Annotated in this window: 2 protein-coding genes; both read right to left on the bottom strand. The window is 34.4% G+C overall.

Annotation, left to right across the window (positions count from 1 at the left end; genetic code table 11):
* Window positions 1–59: 59 nt before the first annotated feature.
* The gene (locus tag BM141_RS22330; RefSeq protein WP_143091091.1) at window positions 60–758 is read right to left on the bottom strand and encodes a DUF3575 domain-containing protein; all 699 of its coding nucleotides are present in this window, start codon (window positions 756–758) and stop codon (window positions 60–62) included.
* Between the two features lie 95 nt (window positions 759–853).
* A partial coding sequence (locus tag BM141_RS22335) for a hypothetical protein (protein WP_221407740.1) occupies window positions 854–1,998 on the bottom strand: 1,145 nt, incomplete at its 5' end.

Genomic DNA, 1,998 nt, shown 5'->3' on the forward strand with positions numbered 1-1,998 from the left:
AAAGGAAAAGAAACAGAGTGCAAAAACCTTGCACCCTATATGAACAAATCGTTAAGTTTTCAAAATGCAAAGCCTATCTGAAAGCCAAGCTTGGGCAAAAGTCCGGTGTAGGATTTGTCCAAAACTTTATCTATCCCAAATTGAGTAATAGGGTAATAAATGCCTTCGTTTATGTCTTTTTTCAAAGAGTACTGAGCGTGGCGGTAGGCAATACCTGCATAAATATCGAGGACTATCTTATGCCACCAAATCCACTGATAGCCTACACTCGAACCATACTGAAAAGAACTAATTTCTTGTATGTTTCTGCCGTTTTCTCTGCCTGTTGTAATGTTTCCATTTTCATTTCTGCTCGAGAACCCTGATTTTAAATTTACAAAATCTACTTTTAGATATTCCGCTTGGGCAAATGGACTTATATAAAATCCTTTTTGTACCGATGATGAAGATGATACAAATCCTAACGGGTAATATCTGTAACTTACAATAGCACCAAAACCACGATGCTTTGCAAAAGAACCAATTTTAGTAGTGTCTCCTTTTTCGTTCCTATAGATTAGGTATGGATTGAAAAGAATACTTTTTTTCATCTTTTTATCTAAAAAATATTCACCACTTAAACTCCATGCTCTGGAATTGGAGTTTATTCTTGCTAAAGGATTTATCTTAATATTCCACCTGCTGAGTATCAAATTTTGGGCAATAGCATCACCAGCAAGCATATAAAATAAGAAAAGCAAAAAAAATAAATTTTTCATTTCGGTATAAGTTATAGGGTTTAAAATGTTTTTGTTATTTAAAAAGAAGCCTTTATAAAGACTCATATCTGCAAAGGCTTCTTTCATTAATTTAATTATGGGACACAATCATAATTTATAAGAATAGGCGTGCCAATAGAAGTTCCAATAGTTGTAAAGTTAATAAAACTCCCTGAAAAATTTGCTGGCACACTATCGTAAATAACAAATGAAGTACTTGATATACCGCCATCCCCATTTACACGATTTATTGAAACAGGAGAGCCATTGATATTCAAACTACCTGTAATTGTTTGTCGCCATTGGCTATAAGGACACTCGATTAAACATAGCCATTTTGCTTTGGTATCACAACCTGCTGTCAGTCTTGTAGAATTTGTATAACCAATAATAGCATACATAGGTCCACAAACCCCTAAAAAACATTGAGTGCCAATAACATTAGTATAATCATATATTGGTGTAGAATAATTTACTCTATCTATCCAAGACCTAAAATTCCCACTGCACCAAGAAATTGAAACATTAAGAGTATAATTATTTTGAAGTTGTCCACAAGTAGACTCTGCTCGCCCATTAGAAACCCCGCTTGCAGAAGTAGTGATTGGCAACACAACTATATCTTTGCCATCACTTTTGTTGGCTTTTTTCAGCTCAGGAATTTGCGCTATATTTCCCTTTTTAAGAATCTTAATTGCATTTCTATTGTATAGATAAATATCGCCACTAATCCTTAATATACCTTCACCATTAACTAAGGAGGCTATTTCGTCAAAGGCAATATCCATTTTGAAAGAACCATTCCCTTCAAAAATAAATTTTTCTTTATTCTCATTTACGAAAGGGGCATAAAATACCTTTTTATCATTGTTTTTGACAATTTCTTTTGCCGCCTGCGGACTAAGATTTGTTACTCGTCTGATTTGTGCATCAATAGCTTTGTCATAAATTGATTTCAACGAAGTGAAACCTTCAAACTGACTTTCCCACCTTGCCAAGGTTTCACTGTCCTTATTCATTAATTCTGCTCTTATTTTATCAAAAATCAGATAATCTGAGAAATGTAAGAATCCATTTTCCGCATCATAGTAAACAAAGGATTCCTTCACTTGCGGGTGTAAGTTTTCATACCTGAGCAGAAAAGGTTTTTCTTCCACTCGTGCCGTATGCTTCTTGGCATTTTCAGTAGTTAGCGGACTTACTTTTTCCATTTTATCGCACCCAAGCAAGGCAAAGAAAA

This window comes from Thermoflexibacter ruber, assembly GCF_900113045.1.
Taxonomy (GTDB): domain Bacteria; phylum Bacteroidota; class Bacteroidia; order Cytophagales; family Thermoflexibacteraceae; genus Thermoflexibacter; species Thermoflexibacter ruber.

Coding starts and splice junctions, on each gene's coding strand:
- BM141_RS22330 (WP_143091091.1), bottom strand. CDS start 758: ATGAAAAATTTATTTTTTTTGCTTTTCTTATTTTATATGCTTGCTGGT.